Raw genomic sequence first — 21,242 nt, 5'->3', positions numbered from 1 at the left:
TGGAGGAAGAATCATGAACAATATGCCAAAATTAAAAATCGGTGTGGTGGCAGTCAGCAGAGACTGTTTTCCAGAAAGTTTATCAGTAAACAGAAGAGCAGCTCTTATGAAAGCTTATACAGAAAAATATGGAGATGCAGAAATTTATGAATGTCCGATTTGTATTGTAGAAAGTGAAATTCATATGGTACAGGCATTAGAAGATATCAAAAAAGCAGGATGTAATGCGTTAGTTGTATATCTTGGAAACTTTGGACCAGAGATTGCAGAAACATTGCTTGCAAAACATTTTGACGGACCAAAAATGTTTATCGCAGCAGCGGAGGAGACAGGAGACAATCTGATTCAAGGGCGTGGAGATGCGTATTGCGGTATGTTAAATGCAAGCTATAACTTAAAGCTTCGCAACGTAAAAGCATATATTCCGGAATATCCGGTTGAAACAGCCGAAGAGTGTGCGGATATGATTTACGAATTCCGTCCGATCGCAAAAGCAATCATTGGACTAAACAGCTTAAAAATTATCAGCTTTGGACCACGTCCATTGAACTTCCTTGCTTGTAATGCACCAATTCAACAACTTTACAATTTAGGTGTTGAGATTGAGGAAAACTCAGAGCTGGATTTGTTTGAAGCATTCCATAAACATGCAGGAGACGAAAGAATTCCGGCAATTGTAAAAGAGATGGAAGAAGAATTAGGAGCAGGAAACAAAAAGCCTGAGATTCTTGCAAAATTAGCACAGTATGAATTGACATTGAAAGATTGGGTGGAAGAACACCGAGGCTATAGAGAATATGTGGCAATCGCCGGAAAATGCTGGCCGGCATTCCAGACACAGTTTGGATTTGTGCCATGTTATGTCAATAGCCGTCTGACAGCACAGGGAATTCCGGTATCCTGCGAAGTGGATATTTATGGAGCGCTGAGTGAATTTATCGGAACGGTTGTAAGTGAAGACACAGTGACATTACTTGATATCAACAATAATGTTCCGACAGATTTATATAAAGAAGATATTGAAGGAAAATTCAATTATACACAGAAAGATACATTTATGGGATTCCACTGCGGAAATACAGCGGCATCTAAATTGTCATTCTGCGAGATGAAACATCAGCTTATTATGGCAAGAGCACTTCCGGAAGAAGTGACACAGGGAACATTGGAAGGAGATATCATGCCTGGAGATATTACATTCTTCAGATTGCAGAGCACATCTGACAACAAACTACGTGCTTATATTGCACAGGGAGAAGTGCTTCCGGTGGCAACACGTTCCTTCGGTGCAATCGGTATTTTTGCAATTCCTGAGATGGGAAGATTTTACCGCCATGTATTGATTGAAAAGAATTTCCCACATCACGGAGCAGTTGCATTTGGAAACTTTGGAAAGGCATTGTTTGAAGTGTTTAAATACATTGGAGTGCCAGTGGATGAGATCGGATATAATCAGCCGAAAGAGGTTCGTTATCCAACAGAAAATCCGTGGCGCTAATGAATTGGGGACGTAGTAAAATTGAATTTTACTACGTCCCCAATTGAAAAATGCCCTGTCCCTTTTTGAATAAAACACAATATATAGAGGAGTAAGTGTATGTTATACATAGGTGTAGATTTAGGAACTTCAGCAGTAAAATTGCTTTTAATGGATGAAAATGGAAAGATAAAAAACATCGTATCAAAGGAGTATCCGCTTTCGTTTCCGAATCCAGGATGGTCGGAACAAAACCCAAAAGACTGGTTTGAAAAGTCAATGGAAGGAATCAGGGAATTGACAAAGGACTGTGACAAAAGTCAGGTGCAGGGAATCAGCTTTGGTGGACAGATGCATGGGCTTGTGGTGCTTGATGATGAGGATGAGGTCATTCGTCCGGCGATTCTATGGAATGACGGGAGAACAACAAAAGAGACAGATTACCTGAATACGGTGATTGGGAAGGAAACGCTTTCGAAATACACAGCGAACATTGCGTTTGCAGGATTTACAGCGCCGAAGATTCTTTGGATGAAGGAAAATGAGCCGGAACTATTTGCAAAAATAAATAAAATTATGCTTCCGAAAGATTATTTGGCATACAAATTATCTGGAACATTTTGTACGGATTATTCAGATGCTTCCGGCATGTTACTGTTAGATGTCCAAAATAAATGTTGGTCACAAGAAATGATAGACATCTGCGGAATCAGAGAGGAGCAGCTTCCAAAACTGTTCGAAAGCTATGAGGTGGTCGGAAGTTTAAAGCAAGAAATTGCAGAAGAGTTAGGACTTTCTAAGACAGTAAAAGTTATTGCGGGAGCAGGGGATAATGCTGCTGCGGCTGTCGGAACAGGAACAGTTGGAGATGGAAGATGTAATCTTTCACTTGGCACATCCGGAACAATTTTTATTTCCAGTAAACAGTTTGGAGTAGATGAAAATAATGCTTTACATTCGTTTGACCACGCAGATGGCTATTATCATTTGATGGGCTGCATGCTCAGTGCAGCATCCTGCAATAAGTGGTGGATGGATGAGATTCTGCAGACAAAAGAATATGAAAAAGAGCAGGAAAATATTACAAAATTAGGTGAAAATCAGGTGTTCTATCTACCATATCTGATGGGAGAACGTTCACCGCATAATGATCCGCTGGCGAGGGCTGCATTTGTAGGAATGACAATGGACACGACACGTGAAGAGATGACACAGGCTGTTTTAGAAGGTGTGGCATTTGGACTTCGCGACTCATTAGAGGTGGCGAGAAGCCTTGGAATTCAGATTGAACGTACAAAAATTTGCGGAGGCGGGGCAAAGAGCCCACTTTGGAAAAAGATTATTGCAAATGTAATGAATCTGAAAGTGGATGTTATTGAAAGCGAGGAAGGACCAGGATATGGAGCGGCAATACTTGCGGCAGTCGGCTGTGGAGCGTATGAAAGCGTAGAGGCAGCGACAGAAAAATTGGTCAAAGTAGTTGATACAGTGGAACCGTCTCAGGAGCTTGTCGCAAAATATGAAGAGCGCTATCAGAATTTTAGAAAAATTTATCCGGCAATGAAAGGATTATTTCAGGAATTAGCGAAATAGGAAAAAGAGAAGAGCTGAAAAAAGCTCTTCTTTTGCTGCTTTAAAAGGTTAATTTTGCTGCGATTTGTGCTTGTTACGAATCCGCAGCGGCGTATCTCCAAAATGTTCGTGAAACATTCTGCGGAATAATTTATAATTTGTAAATCCGTGTCGTTCTAAAATCAAATGAATCGCGTCGTCTGTTGTGATCAGGTCACGGTAAATGTGAGAAAGGCGCAGCTCATTTTGATATTCTAAGAAAGTAATTCCCATATGTTTTTTGAAAAATCGGCAAAAATACCCGGTCTGTAAACAGGCTATACACGCGATTTCTTTCAGTGAGATCGGTTGAGCATAGTGCTTGGACACATAGTTTAAGATCAAATCCAGCCGGTCACGGTCTTTGTTCTTCTGACTGAGATCTGATGGAAAAAGCTGGATGCTGAAATTGTGTAACAGCTGGAACAGCAACTCAAACAGCAGACTGTTAAAACGCAGAATAAATCCCTCTGGCCGGATGTCATTTGCAATCTGCATCTGTGTCAGAGTCTCTTTAAACCGTGCCATTTTTGTCTGACGCACCAGATCAGAGCTGTTTTCATCCAATAGGAAAAATAACTGTTGAATATTTGAAATGTAGATTTCCATAAATTCTACCGGAATCTGCAACAAAATAGCAGTGTTGGGCTGTGTGCACTTTGTCGAATGCATAATATTTGCATTGATAAGTGTACAATCGTCGGCCTGCATCAAAAATGTCTGAGATTCGATTGTTACTTCCAATTTTCCTTCAAGAAGATAGATGATCTCGACAGCACGGTGCCAGTGCGTCGGGATGTAGCTTCCCTCGTCCACGGAAGTGCGGAACATTACACCGGTTGCCTGCGGGACGTCGATAATCTCGTATAAATGTGAAATTTTCTGAGTGTTTTCCAAATTGTTATCCTTCATGTCATATGCACCTCTTTCTTATTTATCTCATTATACAATATAAAAAAGAGAATATCGACCGCTTTTTTAGATTTTTTAAGACCTACTGAACAAGGGAGAAATGTGATACTATATAAGCATAGAAGGTAGAAAAAATGAAGAAAAACAGATGTGCACAAACGTTTGATTCAAAAATAATGTTTTTAAAAAGTAAAAATATACCTGAAAAGAAGAAAGGTGAGGAATCAAAAGATGAATAAGAAGGCAAAGTTAAGTATGGGAAAAATCGTCGAACGTTTTTCCTATGGATGTGGAGATTTTGGATGCAATATCATCTATACGGCAATGTCAGCATTTCTTGTATTTTATTATACCGATTATGCAGGAGTAAATGCATTGGCAGTGGGAACGATTATGATGGTGTCAAGAATTTTTGATGGTATCAGTGATATCATCATGGGTGTCGTTGTAGACCGGACAAAATCCCGGTTTGGGAAGGCGAGATCCTGGATACTGCGTATGTGTATTCCGTTTGCGATATCTGGAGTATTGCTGTTTTCTGTGCCGACATCGTGGACATCTACACCAAAACTGGTTTATGTATTTATCACGTATAATCTTGTGTCAACGATTATTTACACTGCGATCAATGTTCCGTACTCTGCGCTCAATGCGCTGATGACACAGGATCCGTATGAACGGTCAGTGTTGAGTATTTTCCGAAATCTGCTTGCAACAGCAGGAACGTTGCTGATCAACACATTTACATTACGGCTTGTAGAATATTTTGGAAATAATGCGTCAGCATGGACAAAAACATTCTGTGTGTTCGGTGTGATTGCGATCATAGCATTTTTATTTACGTTCTTTGGAACAAAAGAGCGTGTGGGAGCTGCGGAGTCAGCTGTGGATGAGGTTCCGTTTAAAGAAGGCGTAAAGGCGTTGTTCAAGAACAAATACTGGATGATGATGACTGGAATGCTTGCATTATTTTTCCTTATGTATTCTGTAAATGGAGGTTCTACGGTTTACTATGCGAAAGATATTTTAGGGGACAAAAATCTGGTTGGGACAATCAACGGAATTTTCAATATTGTACAAATTTGCGGAATGTTCTTTATCGCGATGCTTGTAAAACGGTTTGGAAAGAGAAATGTATTTGCAATCGGCCTTGTGTTTGACATTATCGGGATGCTCGTGCTGAATTTTTCAGGCGGCTCGCTTGCGATTATCATCGTCTCCAGTGTGATCCGTGGTATTGGAAATGCATGTGGAGGAGCAACCATGTGGGCGATGGTATCTGACACGATTGATTATGGCGAGTGGAAGACAGGATACCGAACAGAAGGGCTTGTGAACAGTGCATGTAGTTTTGGATATAAGATTGGAAATGGTGTTGGTTCGGCGTTGCTTGGATTGATCCTGGAAGTCGGAGGCTATGCGGGAGAAAAAGCGGTACAGTCTGCATCAGCGCTGTTTTCCATTGAAATCTGCTTTGTGTGGATTCCGATTGTTGTCTATATACTGGGGCTGATTATCATGAAATTTTATCACTTAGACAGGGAATTTGACGGAATTATTGCGGACTTGAAAAAACGCGCGGAAAAATAGGAGGAATGGAAATGTATATCAAAGGTGTAAATTTAGGAAACTGGCTTGTGCTGGAGAAATGGATGAGTCCGGCGCTGTTTGCAGGAACAACAGCAGAGGATGAGTATTACCTTCCAAGACAACTCTCAAAAGAGGTATATGAGGCACGAATCAAGGTGCATCGTGCAGAATATATTTCGGAGCGTGATTTTGTGGCAATCAAAGCAATGGGAATGGAGGCTGTGCGAATTCCGGTGCCATACTTTATATTTGGAGACAGAGAACCGTTTATCGGGTGCGTAGAAGAACTGGATAAGGCATTTAACTGGGCAGAAAAGTATGGATTGCAGATATTGATAGATCTGCACACTGCACCGGAGGGACAAAATGGCTTTGACAACGGAGGTATTTGCGGAGTGTGCAAATGGTCTAAAAATCCGGAAGAAGTAGAATTTGTGCTGACAGTGCTTGAACGGCTGGCAAAGCGTTACGGCAAAAGAAAGGGGCTGTGGGGTATTGAAGTGCTGAATGAACCAATCACAGAAAGTGTGTGGGAGCTGTTTGATGTCCCAAACCGTTATCCGGCAGTCGACAAGGAGATGGCGGCCGGCTCCGGACCGAATACACTTGCGTTTTTAAGGATATTTTATCAGGAAGCGTATGACCGCATACGAAAATATATGCCAAAAGAAAAATATGTTGTCATTCACGACGGATTTGTGCTTACAGCGTGGAAAGATTTTATGCGGGAAGAAAAATATGTAGATGTTGTGCTGGATACACATCAGTATCTGATGATGGCAGAGGCAGCTGGATGCGAACAGACGATAGAAGGATACACATGCTTTGTGAAAGAACATTATGAAAAAGAAATTGAGGAGATGGAGAAATATTTCCCGGTTATCTGTGGAGAGTGGTGTCTGTTCAATTCTCTTGCATGCGGATGTGACACAAAAGGCGGTCAGAGTGTGTTAAACGGCGTGGACGGTGCAAAAGAGGAACGATTGACTTTAGATGAAAAGAACGAAATCTATCGGGCTGTCGCTGATGCACAGCTTCAGGCATGGCAAAAGGGAAGCGGATACTTTTACTGGAGTTATAAGCTTTTGACGGACACGGTAAATGAAAACGGATGGCTTGGCTGGGATAGCTGGGATTTAGGGCGGTGTGTCGATTTTAAATGGTTTCCGACGCAAAAGAAGAATTAACAAAAAAGGGGGAAAAAACTATGATTTTAAATCCGATACTTCCGGGATTCAATCCCGATCCATGTATTTGCAGAAAAGGGGATGATTACTATCTGGCAGTGTCTACGTTTGAATGGTTCCCGGGAATTCCGGTTTATCATTCAAAAGATTTGAAACACTGGGAATTATATACACATATTTTGACTGATGATGAGGCGGTTGACTTGAAAAAATTGCCGAGTGCAAAAGGAATATGGGCGCCGTGTCTGACTTATTGTGAAGAGGAAGATATGTTCTATGTTGTATACGGTGTGATGAATTCTATGAATGCGAGATACTTTGATGTAGATAATTTTTTGGTGAAATCAAAAGACATCAAAGGACCGTGGAGCAAGCCTGTATATCTGCATTCATCAGGATTTGATGCTTCAATCCTGCATGATGATGACGGAAAGAAATATATTGTCTCTTTGGAATGGGAGACAAGAGAAGGGTATGAAAAACCAGGATTTATCTGTATTGTTGAGTATGATCCAGAAAAAGAAGAGATTGTTGGATATCCAAAACCACTTTGGCGAGGCGGAACAGACAGGGGATGTATTGAGGCGCCGCATCTGACAAAGAGAGGAGAATACTATTATATTATGTGTGCCGAGGGCGGTACGGGGTATAATCACTGTGTGACGATGGGACGTGCTAAAAATGTATGGGGACCGTATGAAAAAGATCCGATGAACCCGATTGTGACAAGTGTGCCGGGAGAATCCAATGAGAGAAAAGACCCGGATCATTTAAAGCCAAAATATTTCAATCCGGATTCTGTTTTGCAAAAATCAGGGCATGGAAGTTATGTGGAATTGCCGACAGGGGAAGTGTATCTGGTACATCTTTGTGCGAGACCGTTTGTGCCGGAACTTCGCTGTACACTTGGACGTGAGACTGCAATCCAGAAAATGAAATGGACGAAAGATGGATGGCTTCGCATGGCAGATGGAACCAATCTTGCCAAGATTGAGGTGGAAGAGAGCACACTGCCTGAGCAAGAACTTCCGGCAATTCCTGCGTTTGATGATTTTGATGGAGAAGAATTGGGCAATTTTTATTATGCCCCGCGCATTATGCCGCAGCGTTTTGCAGATGTGACGGCACGGAAAGGGTATGTGAGAATCAGGGGACAGGAATCGCGCACGTCTCTGAATAAAGTAAGTATCTTGGCAAGAAAGTTGACAAGTGTGTATGCGAGGGTAACGACCAAGATGGAATTTACTCCAGAGATTCATCAGCATAGCGCCGGACTGATCATGTATTATGACAATATGAACTATGTAAATCTGAGAAAATATTACAGTGAGACACTTGGACAGAGTGCGCTTTCTATTATTCAACTGGAAAATGGAGAAAAGACAGAATTTTTAAACACCAGGATTCCGGTGGAAGACAGACCGATTTACTTGCGGCTCTATGTACAGGGAAGAGAATCTTGGTTTGAGTGGAGCTATGATGGAGAACAGTATGAGCGAATAGGCAGGGTTTTTGACACGACAAAATATTCGGATGAGTATTGCAAATATGGGGAATTTACAGGGACATTCGTCGGAATGACTTGTGCTGACAGGGTATTGCATAAGCATTATGCAGATTTTGATTTTTTTGAATATCTTGCAGATGAGAGCAGAAATGTAGAATAAGGAATGTGCTTTCGCACATTCCTTATTCTACATTTTGAACATCATCACGCAACTGAAGCAATTCGATATATTTTAGGACATCCTGTTTGGATTCGAGTGATAGTTTCTGATAAGCCATAGCCACATCACGATCCAGTGATTTTTCGTTCGGCTCTTTTTTTAGAGGGATATCTGTGCTCGTGGTCTCTGAGCCGGAGACCAGATAGTCGATGGATACATGAAAGTAATTTGCAAGTTTCTCTAGTTTTTCAAAATCAGGTTGACGACTTTTTGTTTCATAACCTGCAATAGTAGGACGAGATACTTGTAAGTATTCAGCCAGCTGACCTTGGGTAACATTCCGTGTTTCGCGCAAGTCTTTTAAGTTATTCCCGAAATTCATATATCGTCCTCCTTGTCTTTGTTTTTCTATTTTATCAGTACTATTCTGTAAAAAGTGAAAAAGTGCTGATTCTCAACAAGACAAAGGAAAACAGTTAAAAAACGGAACAAAAAATAGGGCGTTGACATAAAAACACAAACTCCGTATAATTTAGGTATGCAATAAAGTTGAGGGGAATGATAGACATGATGATAGCAAAAAACGATGAAGAAAAAAGAAGTAAAATGTGGCGTTTTGTGACAGGCATCGCATCCGTAGTTATTGTATTGGTTGTTGTCTTTTTTATTACAAGACTTTTTACGGGCAATCCATTAGACGGGAGATGGGAATCAGAAGAGAACAGCATGACGCTGATTTTTCAGGGAAATAATGATTTGACCGTAAATTTAGATTCTGCCGATGAAGGAACAGGCATAAAAGTAAAGATGGATTATGTGCTTGACAAAGATGCAAAGACGATTACGATCAAGGTAGATGAGGCAGCTCTGCAGAAGGCGGCGGACAAATCGGATGGTCAGGTGACTGCAGAAGGTTTGAAAGCATCGCTTGGCGAGATTTTATCTACGTTTGATTATAGCATTGAACAGAATGTGCTGGTACTTGCAGAGCGTGAATATGGGGATCAGCTTGTATTTACAAGACAGTAGCAGAAGATAGAGGCAAGAATAAGCAAAGAGTCTGACATGTCAGACTCTTTGCTTATTAGTGGAATTGGGGAGAGTTTATGTTCTCCCTGAGTATGAAAGGAGAAAATATGAGACGAGAAGAGACAAAGGTAGTTCAGATTGGGAATTGCAAGATTGGCGGAGGAAATCCGATTGCCATTCAGTCTATGACAAATACAAAGACAGAGGATGTGGAGGCGACAGTTGCCCAGATATTGGCATTGGAGGCAGCAGGATGCGACATTATCCGCTGCGCTGTGCCTACGATGGAGGCGGCGGAAGCACTCACAGAGATAAAAAAAAGAATTCATATTCCGCTTGTTGCAGATATTCATTTTGATTATCGTTTGGCAATCGCAGCAATCGAACATGGAGCAGATAAGATCCGTATTAATCCGGGAAATATCGGAGATGTGTCGAGAGTGCGTGAGGTTGTGGAAAAAGCAAAAGAATACAATGTGCCTATCCGTGTGGGGGTGAACAGTGGATCATTGGAGAAACATCTCGTGGAAAAATACGGTGGTGTGACGGCCGAGGGCATTGTGGAGAGTGCGTTGGATAAGGTGCGTATGATCGAGGAGATGGGGTATGACAATTTAGTGGTCAGTATCAAATCTTCTGATGTGATGATGTGTGTAAAAGCACATGAATTGATTGCAGAGCAGTGCCCATATCCGCTTCATGTTGGAATTACGGAATCCGGAACAATTTTATCTGGAAATATCAAATCCTCAGTCGGGCTTGGCATTATCCTGTATGAAGGAATTGGAGATACGATCCGCGTATCTCTGACAGGAGATCCGCTCGAAGAGATCAAATCAGCAAAACTCATCTTAAAGACACTGGGGCTTCGCAAAGGTGGAATAGAAGTAGTGTCCTGCCCGACTTGCGGAAGAACAAAGATTGACCTTATCGGACTTGCGAATCAGGTGGAGAATATGGTCGCAGATATCCCGCTTGACATCAAGGTAGCGGTGATGGGATGCGTTGTGAACGGACCGGGAGAAGCAAAAGAGGCAGATATCGGAATCGCCGGTGGAATCGGGGAAGGACTTTTGATCAAGAAAGGTGAAATTGTGAAAAAAGTAAAGGAAGAGGAACTTTTAGATACTCTTCGGAATGAATTATTAAACTGGGGAAAATAGAGATGGAGAAATATGATGACAAAGCAATTCTTTGATGTGTTTCCGACTTTAAAAGTAAATAGTGATTGTAAAGTACTGTTTGAAAATGTGGAAGTGACGAAAGTTACGACAAATTCAGACAGAGACTACCTGCACGTCCATTTATTCAGTACGCATCTGCTTGCGAAGAGCTGGATTTATAAGATGGAAACAATGATTAAAGAACAGTTATTTGGGCGAAACCGGATTCGGATCAGGATTTATGAGGATTATCAGTTGTCCGGTCAGTATACACCGGAAAATCTGATGAATGAGTACAGGGAAAGTATTTTGCTGGAATTGAAAGAACGAAGTGTTGTCGAGCACAATATGTTCCTGAATGCGAAGTATCATTTTGAAAACGAAAACCATCTGTATCTTAAGCTGGATGACACAATTGTGGCGCAGGGAAAGCAGGACTCGATTGTAGGTTTGTTGAATGAAGTGTTCGAGGAACGGTGCCATGTTCCGATTCAAATTCATGTGGAATATCAGCAGGCAAAGACAAGCAAGATGCAGGAGCACAATGCCCGTATGCTTCAGCAGGCGATCAATGCGATTGTGGAAGAGAATGCAGCAAAACTTGAGACAAAAGAAACGAAGGAAGAGGTAAAACAAGAAAAGAAAGAACACAAGGAGACAGCGAAAACATCTACAAAAGCTCCGGCAAAAGAGATGCCAAAGAAGAAAGAGTTTTATCGCCCGCTTAAGAGATCGGACGATCCGAATCTAATCTATGGACGTGATTTTGAGGATGAGACGATTGAACTGTCACAGGTGGTCGGAGAGATGGGAGAGATCACATTCCGCGGACAGGTGACAAGCTTTGATACACGTGAGATTCGAAACGAAAAGACCATTGTCATGTTTGCAGTGACCGATTTTACAGATACGATCATGGTAAAACTGTTTGTGCGAAATGATCAGCTTCCGGAGTTGCTTGGAGAGGTGAAAGCGGGAGCGTTTTTGAAAATCAAAGGTGTCACAACCATCGACAAATTCGACAGTGAACTGACGATTGGTTCTGTTGCCGGAATAAAAAAAATTCCGGATTTTCGAACGACCAAAAAGGATACAAGTGCAGAGAAAAGGGTGGAACTTCACTGCCACACGAAGATGAGTGATATGGATGGTGTCTCTGATGTGAATAAGATTGTAAAACGAGCACACGACTGGGGACATCCTGCGATTGCAATCACGGATCACGGTGTTGTGCAGGCATTCCCGGATGCAAATCATTTTATCGAAGGACTTGATAAAGATGATCCGTTCAAAGTGATTTACGGGGTGGAAGCATATCTGGTAGATGATCTGACAGATATCGCAGTGCATGCAGGAAATCAGACACTCGATGATACATATGTGGTGTTTGATATCGAGACGACCGGATTCAGTGCTGTGGAAGATCACATCATTGAGATTGGCGCGGTGAAGGTGGAGAATGGAAAGATTACGGATAAGTACAGTACATTTGTAAATTCGGAAGTTCCGATTCCGTTCGAGATCACGCAGCTTACAAGTATCGATGACTCTATGGTGATGGATGCCCCGAAGATCGATGTCATTCTGCCGCAGTTTTTGGAATTTGTCGGAGACGCCTCTCTTGTGGCGCACAATGCAGGGTTTGATGTCGGATTTATTGAGCAGAACTGTAAAAATTTGAATATTGAGCAGGAATTTGTGTCGGTGGATACGGTTGCACTTGCGAGAGTGCTTCTTCCAACGCTGTCCAAATATAAATTGAATATCGTGGCGAAAGCATTGAACATTTCACTTGAGAATCATCATCGTGCTGTGGACGATGCCGGGGCGACCGCAGAGATTTTTGTGAAATTTGTCGAGATGTTAAAAGAGCGGGAAATCACGACATTAAAAGGAGTGAATGCATTTGGTGCGACGAATCCGGATGCGGTGAAAAAGATGCCGACGTATCATGCAATCATTTTAGCGAAAAATGATGTGGGAAGGGTAAACCTATACCGATTGATTTCATTGTCGCATTTGACATATTATGCAAGACGACCGCGTATTCCCAAAAGTGAGTTCAACCGCTATCGGGAAGGTTTGCTGATCGGAAGCGCCTGTGAGGCGGGAGAACTTTATCAGGCGGTACTCAATAACAAGTCGGATGAAACAATTGCAAGATTGGTAGAGTTTTATGATTATCTGGAAATCCAGCCGCTCGGCAATAACCAGTTTATGGTGGACAGCCCGAAATACAGCCAGATTCGAAGCGATGAAGACTTAAAAGATATTAACCGCAAAATTGTAAAATTGGGGGAGGAGTTTCACAAACCGGTTGTGGCAACCTGTGATGTGCATTTCTTAGATGCGGAAGATGAGGTTTATCGAAGAATCATCATGACCGGAAAAGGATTCGGCGATGCTGACAGCCAGCCGCCGCTTTATCTTCGCACAACAGAGGAGATGATGGAAGAATTCGCATATCTTGGATCGAAAAAGGCGCATGAGGTGGTCATTGAAAATACGGTGAAGATCTCAGATATGATTGAAAAGATTTCTCCGGTTCGTCCGGATAAATGTCCGCCGGTCATTGAGGATTCGGATCAGATGTTAAGGGATATCTGTTACAGCAAAGCGCACAGCATGTATGGCGATCCCCTGCCGGAGATTGTAGTGGAGCGTCTGGAGAGAGAGTTGAACTCGATTATTTCCAATGGATTTGCCGTGATGTATATCATCGCGCAGAAACTGGTATGGAAATCCGTTGAGGACGGTTACCTCGTAGGATCACGTGGTTCAGTTGGTTCGTCGTTTGCTGCGACGATGGCAGGAATTACGGAAGTAAATCCGTTGAGTCCTCACTATTATTGTCCGAATTGTTTTTACAGTGATTTTGAGTCTGAGGAAGTCCGCGCTTATGCGGGGGGCTGTGGTTACGATATGCCGGATAAGCTTTGTCCGAACTGTGGGAAACCGCTTGTTAAAGATGGGTTCGATATTCCGTTTGAGACCTTCCTTGGATTCAAGGGAAATAAAGAACCTGATATTGACTTGAACTTCTCCGGAGATTATCAGAGTAATGCTCACAAATATACGGAGGTTATTTTCGGGGAAGGTCAGACGTACCGTGCGGGAACGATCGGTACACTGGCAGATAAGACGGCATATGGATTTGTGAAAAATTATTATGAGGAACACGGACAGGGAAAACGAAAATGCGAGATCGAGCGTATTTTACAGGGATGTACCGGAATCCGAAGAAGTACCGGACAGCATCCGGGAGGAATTATCGTTCTCCCACTTGGTCAGGATATCAACTCTTTTACACCTGTGCAGCATCCGGCAAATGATATGACAACAGATATTATCACAACGCATTTTGATTATCACTCCATCGACCACAACCTGCTGAAACTTGATATTCTCGGCCATGATGATCCGACGATCATCAAGATGCTGGAAGAGTTGGTGGAACAACTCACGGGAAAACCGTTTAAGGCAACAGACATTCCGCTTGACGATCAGGGTGTGATGAAACTGTTTCAGGATACAAGCTCTCTTGGGATTACGCCGGATGATATCGGTGGATGTCCGGTGGGGTGTCTCGGAATTCCGGAGTTTGGAACAGACTTTGTTATTCAGATGGTGGTGGATACGAAACCAAAGACACTTTCAGATTTGATTCGTATTTCCGGTCTGTCGCATGGAACGGACGTATGGCTCAACAATGCGCAGGAATTGATCAAAAGCGGTAAGGCGACGATTTCCACCGCAATCTGTACCCGTGATGATATTATGACGTATCTGATCAACAAAGGAATGGACAGTGAGGAGTCGTTTACGATTATGGAGCGTGTCCGTAAAGGTCTTGTGGCAAAAGGGAAGTGTAAAGACTGGCCGGAGTTTAAAAAGGACATGATTGAGCATGGAATCCCGGACTGGTATATCTGGTCATGTGAAAAGATTAAGTACATGTTCCCGAAAGCGCATGCGGCCGCTTATGTCATGATGGCATTTCGCATTGCCTACTGCAAAGTTTACTATCCACTTGCCTACTATGCGGCATATTTCAGTATCCGCGCCAGCGCATTTTCTTATGAGCTGATGTGTCAGGGAAAAGAAAAGCTGGAGTTCTATATGAACGATTACAAACGCCGCAGTGATTCTCTGAGCAAAAAGGAGCAGGATACATTGAAGGATATGAAAATCGTGCAGGAAATGTATGCAAGAGGATTTGAGTTCCTGCCACTTGATATCTATCGAGCAAAGGCAACGAAATTTCAGATTATCGATGGAAAACTTATGCCGCCACTTTCAAGCATTGAGGGTATGGGAGACAAAGCGGCGGATGCGGTTGAGATGGCTGCAGCAGACGGTCCATATCTGTCAAAAGATGACTTCAGGCAGCGGACGAAAGTAAGTAAGACCGTCATTGATTTCATGGCGGATTTAGGGATGTTTGGAGATTTGCCGGAGACGAATCAATTGTCATTGTTTGATTTTTCATAATAGAGAAAGATGCAGGTCGTGAGGATTTGCATCTTTTTTTGAATTTTGCGATGCAATAAATTAATGCTTTAATTTGAAAAAGCATTGTGCTATAATAAAAACATTAAGCGATTTGCTAAAGGAATGCAGTGAAAAAGGAGGATGAGGGAATGATTTGGGCGAAGGAAGAGACACTGCCAAGAGCCGAGATTGAGAAGATTCAGTTAGAGCGATTAAAGGAAAGTGTTGCATATATTTATGAGAGAGTAGCGCCTTATCGTGAAAAAATGGATGCAGCGGGCGTGAAGCCGGAAGATATTCAGACATTAAAGGATTTACAGAAATTGCCATTTACAAATAAATCAGATTTTCGGGAGCATTATCCGATGGGATTGTTTGCGGTAGATAAAAAGGAACTTGTTCGATTTCATGCCAGTTCCGGGACGACTGGGAAACCGACTGTTGTAGGATATACGAAAAAAGACTTGGAAATCTGGCTGAACAATGTAGCGCGAGTGGCGTGTATGGGCGGCGCGACGGAGGATGATGTCTGTCAGATTGCGTTTGGGTATGGAACATTTACAGGAGCGCTCGGATTGCACGGAGGTTTGGAGACACTTGGTGCAGCTGTGATCCCGATGTCCTCGGGAAATACAAATAAACAGATTATGTTTTTACAGGATATGGGTGTGACACTTTTGGTGGCGACACCATCGTATGCATTGCACCTTGGAGAAGAGATTCGAAGAAGAGGACTTGATCCGGCAAAAGATCTGAAAGTTCGGATCGGTTTGTTTGGAGGCGAAGGGATGACCGAGCCGATGAGAGAAGAGATGCGTAAAGTGTGGGGAGACCAATTTGTCTGTACACAAAATTATGGAATGAGTGAGCTGTGTGGACCTGGTGTGTCAGGAGAATGCACGGAGTTGAATGGCTTACATATCAATGAAGACTGGTTCATTCCGGAGATCATTGATCCGGAGACCGGGGAAGTGCTGCCGGAGGGTGAACTTGGCGAACTGGTTGTCACTTGTCTTGGGAAGGAAGCGCTTCCGATGATTCGTTATCGCACGAAAGATTTGACGAGATTACATTATGAACCTTGCAAATGTGGAAGAACGACATGCAGGATGGATAACTTATCTGGACGTTCTGATGATATGCTTGTCATTCGTGGTGTCAATGTATTTCCGACACAGATTGAGGAAGTGCTTCTTCAGATTGAGGAGATCGGACCACATTATGAGATTCTTGTGGAGAGAAAGAACAGACTCGATGTGATGACGATTTCCGTGGAATTGATCGATGACAGATTACTTGACAGTTATGCAAAATTGAGTGAGTTGGAGCAGAGAATCAAAAGCAAATTAAAATCTGCGCTTGGTCTTGCATCGAATATCAAGCTGGTAGCACCACATACATTACAGCGTTTTGAAGGGAAAGCAAAGCGTGTGACTGATTTACGAAAGGATGGATTATAAAATGGCAAATATGAATCAAAAAGTAATTATGCTCGGCAATGAGGCAATTGCCCGTGGAGCATATGAGGCGGGCGTAAAAGTGTCTGCTGCGTATCCGGGAACGCCAAGTACAGAGATCAGTGAGAATCTTGTAAAATATAAAGATGATATTTATGCGGAGTGGTCACCGAATGAAAAGGTGGCAACAGAAGTTGCGATTGGAGCAAGTGTGTCAGGGGTACGTTCTATGGCATGTATGAAACATGTGGGACTGAATGTGGCGGCAGATCCGCTCTATACAGTTTCTTACATGGGAGTCAACGGCGGTCTTGTTGTGATTGTGGCAGATGATCCTGGGCTTTACAGTTCTCAAAATGAACAGGATACACGTATGGTCGCAAGAGCAGCTCAGGTGCCGGTGCTGGAGCCATCAGACAGTATGGAAGCAAAAGAGTTTATGAAGTTTGCATATGAGATCAGTGAAAACTTCGACCGTCCGGTTATTTTCCGCACAACGACAAGATTGGCGCATTCGCAGGGGCTGGTGGAATTATGTGACCGCGTGGAGCCGGAGGATAAGCCGTATGAAAAAGATATTCGTAAAAATGTTATGATGCCGGGCAATGCAAAGCTTCGCCATATTGAGATTGAGAAGCGAAATCTGGAGCTTGCAGAGGCGGCAAACACAATGGCGATCAATAAAGTGGAGATGAATGATACAAAAATTGGTGTTATCACAAGTGGAATTCCGTATCAATATGTAAAAGAAGCGATTCCAAATGTGTCTGTGTTAAAACTTGGCATGGTGAATCCACTTCCGAAAAAATTGATTGAGGAGTTTGCACAGAAAGTGGAGACACTCTACATTGTGGAAGAATTGGATCCTGTTATTGAAGAACAGGTGAAATCATGGGGGGTGAAAGCAATCGGGAAAGAAATTTTTACAGTGCAGGGTGAATATAGCGCCAATATGATCCGTGAGGCGATTCTCGGAGAAAAGGCAGATGTGAAAGCACCTGCACAGGTCCCGGGAAGACCTCCGATTTTATGTCCAGGATGTCCACACAGAAGCGTTTACCATGTGCTGAATAAGTTGAAGATCCATGCGGCAGGAGACATCGGCTGCTATACTTTGGGGGCAGTTGCACCACTTAGTGTTGTGGACACAACAATCTGTATGGGAGCAAGTATTTCAAGTCTTCATGGAATGGAAAAGGCAAAAGGAAAAGACTATATCAAGAACTGGGTAGCTGTGATCGGGGATTCTACATTTTTACATACCGGCGTGAATTCACTTATGAATATGATGTACAATAGAGCGACAGGAACCGTGATGATTCTTGATAATTCCACAACCGGAATGACCGGGCATCAGGACCATGCGGCGACCGGCAAGACACTTCTCGGCGAGCCGACATATGCAATCGATATTCCGGCGCTTTGCAGGGCAATTGGTGTGAAAAACGTAGTGGAAGTAAATGCGTTTGATATTGAAAAGTTAGAAAAAGTGGTAAAAGAAGAAGTGGCAAAAGACGAGGTGTCTGTCATCATCACAAAATCACCATGTGTTCTTTTGGATAAATCAAAGAAACCGGTTTATATTGCACATGAAGACAAGTGTAAAAAATGCGGTATGTGTATGAAACCGGGATGTCCGGCAATGACAAGAAATGCGGACGGAACGATTCATATCGACGATACGATGTGCACCGGATGTGGACTTTGTGAGACATTATGTAAATTTGAGGCGATTGAACTAGTGGAGGCAGGTGACAGATAATGACGACAAAAAATATTATGATTGTAGGTGTGGGAGGTCAGGGAACACTTCTCACGAGCAGGATTTTAGGTGGGCTTGCGATTGCGGGCGGATATGATGTGAAGCTTTCTGAGGTGCACGGCATGGCGCAGCGAGGCGGAAGTGTTGTGACATATGTGCGTTATGGAGAGAAAGTTGCGGAGCCGATCGTGGAAGAAGGGCAGGCAGATGTCATTATCGCATTTGAACGATTGGAAGCACTCCGGTATGCACATTTCTTGAAAAAAGACGGTGTGTTGATTGCCAATGATTGGAGAATTGATCCGATGCCTGTTGTGATCGGGGCGGCTCAGTATCCGGAACACATTTTAGAAGATTTGGCGAAAGAACATAAAGTGTATACAGTGAATGCGACAGAGGAAGCAAAAAAGCTTGGCAATCCGAGAGTGTTTAATATGATCGTGCTTGGAATTGCTGCACAGCACATGGATTTTACAAAAGAGCAGTGGTATGACGTGATCGAGCATACGGTGCCGCCAAAGACTGTGGAACTAAACAAGCAGGCATTTGATGTCGGCTATACATTGTAGGAGGTGTCTTATGATTAAGCAGTTATCCGTATTTGTGGAAAACAGGCCGGGAAGCCTTATGGATGTGACGAGTCAGTTGACGGAAGCACATATCAATATCCGGGCGGTGTCTTCGTTTGATGCACCGGAGTTTGGTATTTTGCGTCTCATCGTTGACAAACCGATGGAGGCAAAAGAATATCTGACATCAAAAGGATTTGTTGTCCGTGTCAGTGAAGTGCTTGGCGCAGAGTTGGAAGATAAGAAGGGGACGCTCAACAATATGCTGACGATTCTTGCGGAAGGAAAGATTAACATCAATTATATTTATTCGTTTATTATCCGGGATGGACTGGCGCCTGTCATGGTGTTCCATACAGATGATTTTGACAAAGCGATTGAAAGTCTGAAAAAGGCAAACGTGAAGATTGTAGACGAAAACGAGTTATAGAGGAGATGAAGTGCGATGGAGTGGAAGGAAAGGATCAGAGATCCGAAAGTGGAATGTATGAGCAGGGATGAGATGACGGCTCTGCAAAGTGAACGATTGGTAAAACTGGTGGAACGGGTATATAAAAATGTTACGTTTTACCACGAGAAGATGAAAGCGCTTGGAGTAGAACCGGGAGATATCAAAGGAGTGGAAGATATCGATAAACTTCCATTTACAACGAAAGAGGATTTGAGAGAAAACTATCCGTTTGGACTTTTGGCAGTTCCGAAATCTCAGGTAGCGAGAGTACAGGGAACTTCCGGAACGACGGGAAAACTGACACTTGCATCCTACACACAGAGTGATGTGGATCTCTGGGGAGAGTGTGTGGCAAGATGTCTTACGATGGCAGGACTTACCGAGGAGGATATCATTCATGTCTGTTATGGATATGGTCTCTTTACCGGAGGAATGGGACTTGATTTTGGCACAAGAAAATTAGGTGCGATGGCGATTCCGATGTCTGCTGGAAACACAAAGAGACAGATGATGTGTATGGAAGATTTTGGAGCGACAGCAATCGCATGTACGCCGTCCTATGCACTTCATTTGGCAGAATCACTTCAGGAAGCCGGACTTGTAGAAAAATTGAAATTAAAGGCGGGAATACTTGGAGCCGAGCCATGGACTGTGGAGATGCGTCAAAAGATTGAAAACATACTTGGAATCAATTGCTTTGACATTTATGGACTTTGTGAGATCATGGGACCGGGTGTTGCGTTTGAATGTATCCATCATAACGGATTGCATATTTTTGAAGACCATTTCTATCCGGAAATCCTAGATCCGGCAACGGGAAAAGCATGTGCGGATGGAGAGACAGGGGAGTTGATCTTTACAACTCTCACGAAAGAGGCGATGCCTCTTCTGCGCTACCGGACAAAAGATTTGACGAGCATTGACCACAGCACATGTGCATGTGGAAGAACACTCCCTCGAATTTCAAAATTCAAAGGACGTACAGACGACATGAAAGTCATTCGTGGTGTCAATGTGTTCCCAACTCAGGTGGAAACTGCACTTTTAAGTATGGGTGGAGATGTCGCACCACACTATCTGATGATTGTTGACCGCGAGAACAATATGGATACGCTGACTGTCATGGTGGAAGTAGATGAACGTTTCTTCTCGGATGAGATCCGTGCGTTGGATGGTTTGAAAAATAAAATCGGTGCAGTGTTAAAACAGGCGCTTGGAGTGGCAGTGAAAGTAAAGCTGGTTGAGCCGAAGACAATTGAGCGGAGCGAAGGAAAAGCGAAACGTGTCATTGATAAGAGAAATCTATCTTAAGAGGAGGGAAAATATGAGAATTCAACAATTATCCGTATTTTTGGAGAATCGAGAAGGGCGTCTTGATGAGGTTTTGACAGTATTAGGGAAAAATGATGTCAATATTGTGGCGTTAAGTCTTGCGGACACTGCAGACTATGGGATGCTGCGCATGATTGTATCAGATCCGATGAAAGGAAGAATGGTCTTAAAGGAAGCGGGGATTACAGCGATGCTGACAGATGTGGTTGCAATTCGTGTGCCACATGCGACCGGTTCGCTTAGCAAAGCAATGCATGCATTGGTGGAAGCAAAAGTGAATGTGGAATATATGTATGCATTTGCCAATGGAGCAGACGCCTCGGCGGTGCTGAAATCAGATGAACCGGAAAAAGCAGTTGATGTTTTACGGGAAAATGGATTCGATGTGTGGAGTGCGGATGAAGCGTACAAGGCAAATTGTTAAGAACAAGGAGTGTATCATTGTGATATGCTCCTTATTTTTTGGTGAAAAGACTGAAAAATATACAAAATATACATACTAATAAAGTGAAAACAAAATATACAGGTGAAAGTTTACAATTAT

The 21,242-nt window shown here is 42.9% G+C and carries 16 protein-coding genes; 14 read left to right on the top strand and 2 right to left on the bottom strand.

The genetic code is table 11. From position 1 onward, the window contains the following. The first annotated feature begins 13 nt into the window (after nt 1-13). Together AC6I5B_RS12790 and xylB are read left to right on the top strand one after the other, a co-directional pair. Nucleotides 14-1,498, top strand: coding sequence for an L-fucose/L-arabinose isomerase family protein (locus AC6I5B_RS12790; protein ID WP_022251171.1), 1,485 nt, complete (start codon nt 14-16; stop codon nt 1,496-1,498). A 99-nt stretch (nt 1,499-1,597) separates the two neighbouring features. Next, nucleotides 1,598-3,070, top strand: coding sequence for a xylulokinase (xylB, locus tag AC6I5B_RS12785; protein WP_004611040.1), 1,473 nt, complete (start codon nt 1,598-1,600; stop codon nt 3,068-3,070). Between the two features lie 48 nt (nt 3,071-3,118). Here the strand turns inward: xylB and AC6I5B_RS12780 are convergent, their stop codons facing one another. Beyond that, entirely contained in the window at nt 3,119-4,000 is an 882-nt protein-coding gene (locus tag AC6I5B_RS12780; protein WP_083382842.1) for an AraC family transcriptional regulator, read from the bottom strand. Nucleotides 4,001-4,231: 231 nt separating this feature from the next. Here AC6I5B_RS12780 and AC6I5B_RS12775 point away from each other — a divergent pair, with 231 nt between their 5' ends. The 3 genes from AC6I5B_RS12775 to AC6I5B_RS12765 are packed head-to-tail and all read left to right on the top strand — an operon-like array spanning nt 4,232 to nt 8,444. Then, nucleotides 4,232-5,590: an MFS transporter gene (locus AC6I5B_RS12775; RefSeq protein WP_022251167.1), complete on the top strand. Its 1,359-nt coding sequence runs from the start codon at nt 4,232-4,234 to the stop codon at nt 5,588-5,590. 11 nt (nt 5,591-5,601) lie between these two features. Then, on the top strand, nt 5,602-6,777 hold the full coding sequence (locus AC6I5B_RS12770) for a glycoside hydrolase family 5 protein (protein WP_022251166.1): 1,176 nt from the start codon (nt 5,602-5,604) through the stop codon (nt 6,775-6,777). A gap of 20 nt (nt 6,778-6,797) precedes the next feature. Further along, nucleotides 6,798-8,444: a glycoside hydrolase family 43 protein gene (locus AC6I5B_RS12765; protein ID WP_022251165.1), complete on the top strand. Its 1,647-nt coding sequence runs from the start codon at nt 6,798-6,800 to the stop codon at nt 8,442-8,444. 22 nt (nt 8,445-8,466) lie between these two features. Here AC6I5B_RS12765 and AC6I5B_RS12760 read toward each other — a convergent pair whose 3' ends face one another. Next, nucleotides 8,467-8,826, bottom strand: a complete 360-nt coding sequence (locus AC6I5B_RS12760; RefSeq protein WP_004611034.1) for a helix-turn-helix domain-containing protein — start codon at nt 8,824-8,826, stop codon at nt 8,467-8,469. Between the two features lie 185 nt (nt 8,827-9,011). Between AC6I5B_RS12760 and AC6I5B_RS12755 the strand changes: the two genes are divergently transcribed. The 9 genes from AC6I5B_RS12755 (at nt 9,012) to AC6I5B_RS12715 (ending at nt 21,122) form a co-directional block, all read left to right on the top strand. After that, entirely contained in the window at nt 9,012-9,473 is a 462-nt protein-coding gene (locus AC6I5B_RS12755) for a hypothetical protein (RefSeq protein WP_044986488.1), read from the top strand. Nucleotides 9,474-9,580: 107 nt separating this feature from the next. Further along, entirely contained in the window at nt 9,581-10,636 is a 1,056-nt protein-coding gene (gene ispG / locus AC6I5B_RS12750) for a flavodoxin-dependent (E)-4-hydroxy-3-methylbut-2-enyl-diphosphate synthase (protein WP_497773386.1), read from the top strand. A gap of 15 nt (nt 10,637-10,651) precedes the next feature. Then, entirely contained in the window at nt 10,652-15,127 is a 4,476-nt protein-coding gene (locus AC6I5B_RS12745; protein WP_497773772.1) for a PolC-type DNA polymerase III, read from the top strand. Nucleotides 15,128-15,276: 149 nt separating this feature from the next. Further along, nucleotides 15,277-16,587, top strand: a complete 1,311-nt coding sequence (locus tag AC6I5B_RS12740) for a phenylacetate--CoA ligase family protein (RefSeq protein ID WP_022251161.1) — start codon at nt 15,277-15,279, stop codon at nt 16,585-16,587. Between the two features lie 10 nt (nt 16,588-16,597). Then, nucleotides 16,598-18,346: an indolepyruvate ferredoxin oxidoreductase subunit alpha gene (iorA, locus tag AC6I5B_RS12735; RefSeq protein ID WP_071144765.1), complete on the top strand. Its 1,749-nt coding sequence runs from the start codon at nt 16,598-16,600 to the stop codon at nt 18,344-18,346. After that, on the top strand, nt 18,346-18,915 hold the full coding sequence (locus AC6I5B_RS12730; RefSeq protein WP_004611026.1) for an indolepyruvate oxidoreductase subunit beta: 570 nt from the start codon (nt 18,346-18,348) through the stop codon (nt 18,913-18,915). The genes iorA and AC6I5B_RS12730 overlap by 1 nt, the downstream gene beginning before the upstream one ends. A gap of 10 nt (nt 18,916-18,925) precedes the next feature. After that, nucleotides 18,926-19,345, top strand: a complete 420-nt coding sequence (locus AC6I5B_RS12725; RefSeq protein WP_004611025.1) for an ACT domain-containing protein — start codon at nt 18,926-18,928, stop codon at nt 19,343-19,345. Between the two features lie 15 nt (nt 19,346-19,360). Then, nucleotides 19,361-20,677, top strand: coding sequence for a phenylacetate--CoA ligase family protein (locus AC6I5B_RS12720; protein WP_071144407.1), 1,317 nt, complete (start codon nt 19,361-19,363; stop codon nt 20,675-20,677). A 13-nt stretch (nt 20,678-20,690) separates the two neighbouring features. Beyond that, the gene (locus tag AC6I5B_RS12715; RefSeq protein WP_022251158.1) at nt 20,691-21,122 is read left to right on the top strand and encodes an ACT domain-containing protein; all 432 of its coding nucleotides are present in this window, start codon (nt 20,691-20,693) and stop codon (nt 21,120-21,122) included. The last annotated feature ends 120 nt before the right edge of the window (nt 21,123-21,242 follow it).

It is taken from the genome of Faecalimonas nexilis, from assembly GCF_059731825.1.
Note: the sequence above shows the minus strand (reverse complement) of the source record. Positions and strands in the feature narration are given on the sequence as shown.